This is a genomic window from Pedobacter sp. 01T416_2 (assembly GCF_056398925.1).
The window spans coordinates 1-6,236 of record NZ_JBFTQI010000326.1 but is presented as its reverse complement, the minus strand read 5'-3'; the positions used below and the strand labels follow the sequence as shown (position 1 = coordinate 6,236).

Below are 6,236 nucleotides of genomic sequence, written 5' to 3'. Positions count from 1 at the left end.
TTGGGTTTTAAGCAGATGTTCAAGAGGTTGTATCATAATTATAGGTTTGTCATCCTGAGCTTGTCGAAGGACCTTTTAAAATACTCTTTAAGGTGTTTCGACAAGCTCAACATGACATCATCTGATGTGAAATCTCCTTTAGGATACAATTCGTGTTGAGACAGAAGTTGTGGCTACAAACTTAAAGCTGAGACTACAAAAACATACCACCTGATGCTTCAATTCGCTGCGCATTAATCCATCCCGCATCTTCAGTACATAAAAAGGCCACCACTCCACCAATATCATCTGGCAAACCTACGCGGCCTAAGGCAGTATTTGAGGCGATTCCTGCATTTATTTGCTCGTTATCGCGCACTACACCACCTCCAAAATCAGTTTCAATGGCACCTGGAGCAACAACGTTAACTCTGATTCCTCTTACACCTAGTTCTTTAGCCTCATACCTTGTTAAGGTTTCCACAGCACCTTTCATCGATGCATAAGCTGCGTAGCCAGGGGTAGCAAAACGTGCCAAACCAGTAGAAAGATTAATAATCCCACTGCCATCATTTAATAATGTTAAAGCTTTTTGGGTTAAAAAGAAAGTTCCTTTAAAGTGGATGTTTATCAAAGTATCAAATTGTTCTTCGGTAGTTTCGGCAAAAGATGCATGAATGCCGATTCCTGCATTATTGATTAGAAAATCAAATTTTTCAGCATTAAAAACAGATTTCAGTACAGCTTTAACTGATACAAAAAAAGCATCGAAAGTTTTGGTGTCGGCTACATTTAACTGTATCGCGGCGGCCTGTACCCCTAGCTGTTTTATTTCGTTAACGGTAGCTTCTGCTTCTTCTTTTTTAGATTGGTAGGTAACAATTACGCCAATTCCTTTTGCTGCAATTTTTAAAGCAGCATTTTTCCCTAATCCGCGGCTACCACCGGTTACCAGGGCTATTTTATTTTGTGTTTCCATTTTCTTTTAATTTGTTAAACAAAGTTAGATGGAATACAGCTATAAAAATGGTGACAGCTTAAGTAAAAATGGTGACTGTTTAAGTTTTATATGGTGACAATTTCCTTATTTGCGGTCAAAGACTGGAAATAAGCTTCTCTGTACTGTTTTGGTGTTTGGCCAGAGAAATGTTTAAAAAACTTGGTAAAGTTAGATGGATCGTAGGTTAATATTCTTGCAATTTCGGCAATAGGCATACTTATATTCTGTAACATTGATTTTGAAATTTCCATTAAACGTTCTTCAAAGAAATAACAGGGGGAGTGGCCTGTGGCCGATTTAATGGTATTGCTTAAGTGTGTGGGGTGAACATGAATAAGCTCGGCAAAATCCCTCACTTCGAACATCTCAGTTACCCTGCCCGATACCACATCGTCTAAATGTTTATCCAGCTCTTTCAAAAAATCGGCTGCGATTTCATGTTGACGGGCAAAAAACTTCTGTGGAATTTTCATATCAAAGCGATTGCTGTTTAAACAAATATAATATCCGGAAAAATGAATATGAAATCTGAAAGTTATTTGTGACCAAAGGATTATTAAATGCAAAAACCGCTGATTTTTAGATCAACGGCTTTATATTTTAAAAGTTAATTCTTATTTTTTGCTAAAGGGTAGATCAAATGTACCGTCTGTAACCGTTACTGATGTATTAATAGTCGTATCTTCATTGGGTGCTTTAAATGAAAATGTTCCTTTTAATTTACCACCAGCTTCGCTTGTAATCGCCAATGTACCGCTTGTAGCAGTAAATGAGCCTGTAGGTGTTTGGTCTTTCATGTAAGATCCAACTCCATCGGTTACGAGATCGTATGTGCCTACGCCTTTATAATCTATTACAGAAAGAATCATTCGTTTATCACCATTTATAGTTACAATGGTAAGTAAATTCCCAATAATTGGAGTGTTGATTGATATTGCTTCACCGGTAAAACCAATTGTGGTGCCATCTACCTTTGCACTTAAATTATTAGTACTGTTATTGGTTTCGGGCAGTTTAACCGGAACCAGGCTGATCATAAATTGCCCCTCGCTGATGGTTTTGCTTGTTGAAGTAGATTGATTTTCTCCTTTAAACGCAAAAGTACCCTTAATGTATTTGTCTGCTAAATAACTGGTTATCTTTATTGTTCCTGATGTATTGCCTATGTAAGCATCTTGTAATCCGGATGTACTCAAAAGGTAAATCGCCATATTGTTATCCGATAAATTATAGGTGCCAACACCTTTAAAATTGCTGATCAGTAAACTAAAGCCGGTATTAATTCCTTTGTTACCCGAGATTTGGACACTTATTTCTCCACCTACATCATAAACCTGAGCAGTAGCCAGTGTACATTGCACTAAAACACCATCAACTTTTGCGCTCATTGTAGATAAAGCCCATTCCTGATGGTAATCGATTTCTTTTTTACAAGATGACGTAATTAAAAGGCATACTAGTGCCAATAGCGATAATTTGAAAGGTAATTTCACGAGCGTTAATTTGTTGGATTAATTAATATGCTAAGATAAAGAAAACTGATGCAATTTTTTAACATATTTTTCCCGCTGGTACCAATCGTTATAAACCAATTCTACCTGCTTCACCTCAAAAGCGCCAAAATCAAAGTCCCTGTATTTTTCGATAAGACTAAGCAAAGCGTTTATATGGATTAACTCCGATCTGAAACGGATCACGGTAGCGTGGGCAGTTTGGATAGCATAACGTTTATCGATACTCTGTTGCAGATCTGAATTTTTAAAGCCAGCTCTGATTTCGTTTAAGATATCGGTTAAAAAACCTTGAATTAAAATGCAGGATGCCGATGCCGTAAGTCCTTTAAACTGAATCTTGAAACGCTTATGTCTGGCTAAAACCTGTTGGATGAGTTGAATGTAATCCTCAACATGAATATGCTTTAAGTCGAAGCCCTCATAACAGGAAATGATAGACATTAGGGTAATGTGTATGTCGGCATTCTGATAATAATATTGATCAGGTTCAATTGCTTTTGCTTCAGTTAAAAACTGCTGGATTTTACCTTTCGTTGCAGCATCTGGTCTGATTACCAGTGTGATTCCAAAACGCTGATCGGTATCCGAATCGATTAAATGATCTGTTTCATAATTTCCGGCAGATATCTCTGCGATTGATTCGGCATAAAGTTTATGGTAATGCTCGGCTAAATTCATTATTAGTACACAAAAAGAAAGCGTATCACCAATATAGGATTGTCATCCTGAGCCCGTCGAAGGACCTACTTAGATTTGTAGTAAAGCGTTTCGACAGGCTCAACGTGACAGATTAAGGGAAAATTAACTTATGATATACCCTCAAATATTATAAATCTAGCTTAGACGCCATCAGGTGTCTAAGTTAGATTTAAAATTAGGCCAACAAAGTTTTCCAACTCACTGCTGATCCTATTATGTTTCCTAAATCGGCAATGGCTACACGTTCTTGCGCCATACTATCGCGGTGGCGGATAGTAACGGTGTTATCTTCTAAACTCTGGTGATCAATCGTAATACAGAAAGGTGTACCAACAGCATCCTGACGGCGGTAACGTTTACCGATAGCATCTTTCTCTTCATAAATACAGTTAAAATCAAATTTCAAAGTATCCATAATCTCACGGGCCTTTTCAGGTAAACCATCTTTTTTGGTTAATGGGAAAACAGCCACTTTGTACGGCGCCAAGGCTGGATGTAAACGCAATAACGTACGGCTATCCTGTTTATCATCGGTGCTTAAATCCTGCTCTTCAAAAGCATTAATCATGGTTAACAAGAACATACGGTCTAAACCGATAGAAGTTTCGATAACATAAGGAACGTAGTTGCCATAAGGTTTACCTTCTTCATTTAAATCGTTATCGAAATATTGCATTTTCTTGCCAGAAAACTCCTGGTGCTGCGTTAAATCGAAATCGGTACGGCTATGGATCCCCTCAACTTCTTTAAATCCGAATGGGAATTCGAATTCAATATCAGTAGCCGCATTGGCATAGTGTGCTAATTTTACGTGGTCATGGTAACGGTATTTTTCGGGCGAAGTACCTAAAGCTTTGTGCCATTTTAAGCGTGCTTCTTTCCAGTATTCGAACCATTTTTTGTCTTCACCCGGGCGAACAAAAAATTGCATTTCCATTTGCTCAAATTCGCGCATACGCATAATAAACTGGCGGGCAATTACTTCATTTCTGAAAGCCTTACCAATCTGCGCAATACCGAAAGGAATTTTCATCCTTCCCGATTTTTGAACATTTAAAAAGTTTACGAAAATACCCTGTGCTGTTTCCGGACGAAGATAAACCTCATCGCTTCCTTCAGCCATTGCACCAAATTGTGTGCTAAACATCAGGTTAAACTGGCGCACATCAGTCCAGTTAGAAGTTTTAGAAATCGGGCAGATTACTTTGTAATCAACAATTAAATCTTTTAGCTGTGCTAAATTTTCAGATTTAAGCGCAAGGTTCATTTCTACTTCAAGCGTTAAACCCTTTTTAACAAATCTCCAGCTCGCTTCCTCAACAAAAGGATATTTACTGTGATCTAAAATCGTTTCCTCATCTTTAAACGTTGGTACCCAGCTCGCCTGACCTTCATCACTTAAACCCAATATTTCTTGTTGAAATTCTTCAAATTTTGCTTTGTTTTCTGCACTGAAATTGGCCAGTTCCGAATATAGCTCATCAATTTTATTCTCTAATAACTGATCGGCTCGGTAACGTTTTTTTGAATCCTTGTTATCGATCATTGGGTCGTTAAAACCATCAACGTGTCCGCTGGCTTTCCAAACCTTAGGGTGCATAAAAATTGCAGAATCAATCCCAACAATGTTTTCATGCATTTGTACCATGGCTTTCCACCAGTAGGTTTTAATGTTGTTTTTTAACTCGGCACCCAATTGGCCATAATCGTAAACGGCACTTAAGCCATCATATATTTCGCTGCTCTGGAATACAAAACCGTATTCTTTAGCGTGTGATATTACATTTTTAAATTGTTCGTCGTTATTCTTTTGAGCCATAATGCAGCAAAGATAATAAAAAGGCGGAGGGTTTAAAGGTATAAGACTGAAGGTTTTTGATCAATGGTAAAGGAACTGCGGATTTTAGAATTTCTGCACATAACTTAGGTGTTATAAGCTGTCTTAGGTGGTCGGAAACAGACGAAAGGTGTTTTACCTGTCAGCTTATACGCCCTTAAATCTCTTTTATGGTTCAAAATAATTAGGAAAGCAATAGTCGTGCTAGTCGGTTTCGGAGCTCCTGCTTTCCGCTTTAATCGTTACACTCGTGCTCGCTTTAATCAGGTTTAGGTGGCTAGAAATGTGAAACTATTAATGTTTAGATATAGGGTGCAAAAAAAAATCGGTGCAAACTAAATGTCACACCGATTTTTAAAATTAAGAGGGTGATTAGGTTTTTGTTGGCTTAAATGCTGATGTCCCTTTCCTCTTCAACACTTAATACGCCATCAATTTTTTTGATATCTGCAATTTTATGATTGCCCGGAACAATTACGATTACACCAATTGAATCTAAAGCCTCGATATCGTTAACACCGATTTCCTTGAGTTCTTTAACTACTAAATCCATTGTGTTATCCTTTACAGATATTAACCATTTTGTTTTCATCTTATAATTTTTTCAATTGGACCAATTGGATCGATAGGGAATTTCGGATTAACTAAAATTGGGAATTTATCAATTGGGAATTTATCAATCGGGAATCTATCAATTGGGTATTTTATCAATCTTGTTTTTGTAGGCGCTTGTACCAATCCTGCACCTACATCTCTGCCAGGTAAAGGTAACGTTTTCGCAGTTGAGGTTAATTTTCTCCACAAATTAATTCCTCTCAGGCCCGATGCCTGTGCCCATAGTGCGGCAATACCTGCAACATGTGGGGTAGCCATACTGGTTCCGTTCCAGCTCGCATACTTAGTAGGCAGTTTTGTAGAAGAATACACGTTAACGCCTGGAGCAGCAATATCTACAGCACCATAAGTTGGGTAAAGGCCTCCGTTAGAAAAAGCGGCTACGTTCATATTTACATCTACAGCACCCACAGCCATTATCGATGGGCAATTTGCAGGGTGCATTACCTGTCTAACAGTGCCTGGTCTTGCCGAATCGTTTCCTGCAGCAGCAATAATTAAAGTGCCTTGGGCTAAAGCGCGGGCAGCAGCGGTTTCGAAAACAGCAGAATAGCCTGCTCCGGTTACAAAGCCCCTTAACGACATGCTTACC

7 protein-coding genes are annotated in these 6,236 nt (G+C 38.3%); all 7 read right to left on the bottom strand.

The window, feature by feature from the left end:
- Positions 1-193: 193 nt before the first annotated feature.
- Positions 194-958 (bottom strand): SDR family oxidoreductase, encoded by a 765-nt coding sequence (locus AC1DPQ_RS14605; RefSeq protein ID WP_477582951.1) that lies wholly within the window; start codon positions 956-958, stop codon positions 194-196.
- An 86-nt stretch (positions 959-1,044) separates the two neighbouring features.
- Complete coding sequence (locus tag AC1DPQ_RS14600) at positions 1,045-1,452, bottom strand: helix-turn-helix domain-containing protein (RefSeq protein ID WP_477582953.1); 408 nt, start codon at positions 1,450-1,452, stop codon at positions 1,045-1,047.
- A 141-nt stretch (positions 1,453-1,593) separates the two neighbouring features.
- Positions 1,594-2,472, bottom strand: coding sequence for a DUF6252 domain-containing protein (locus AC1DPQ_RS14595; RefSeq protein WP_477582954.1), 879 nt, complete (start codon positions 2,470-2,472; stop codon positions 1,594-1,596).
- Between the two features lie 30 nt (positions 2,473-2,502).
- Positions 2,503-3,171, bottom strand: coding sequence for a 2'-5' RNA ligase family protein (locus AC1DPQ_RS14590; protein ID WP_477582956.1), 669 nt, complete (start codon positions 3,169-3,171; stop codon positions 2,503-2,505).
- A gap of 196 nt (positions 3,172-3,367) precedes the next feature.
- On the bottom strand, positions 3,368-5,011 hold the full coding sequence (locus tag AC1DPQ_RS14585) for a glycine--tRNA ligase (protein WP_477609939.1): 1,644 nt from the start codon (positions 5,009-5,011) through the stop codon (positions 3,368-3,370).
- 406 nt (positions 5,012-5,417) lie between these two features.
- A complete protein-coding gene (locus AC1DPQ_RS14580) occupies positions 5,418-5,621 on the bottom strand; it encodes a hypothetical protein (RefSeq protein ID WP_477609937.1) in 204 nt (67 codons plus the stop codon).
- Positions 5,618-6,236: S8 family serine peptidase (locus tag AC1DPQ_RS14575; RefSeq protein ID WP_477609935.1), on the bottom strand; the 619-nt coding region annotated here is incomplete at its 5' end. The genes AC1DPQ_RS14575 and AC1DPQ_RS14580, both read right to left, overlap by 4 nt.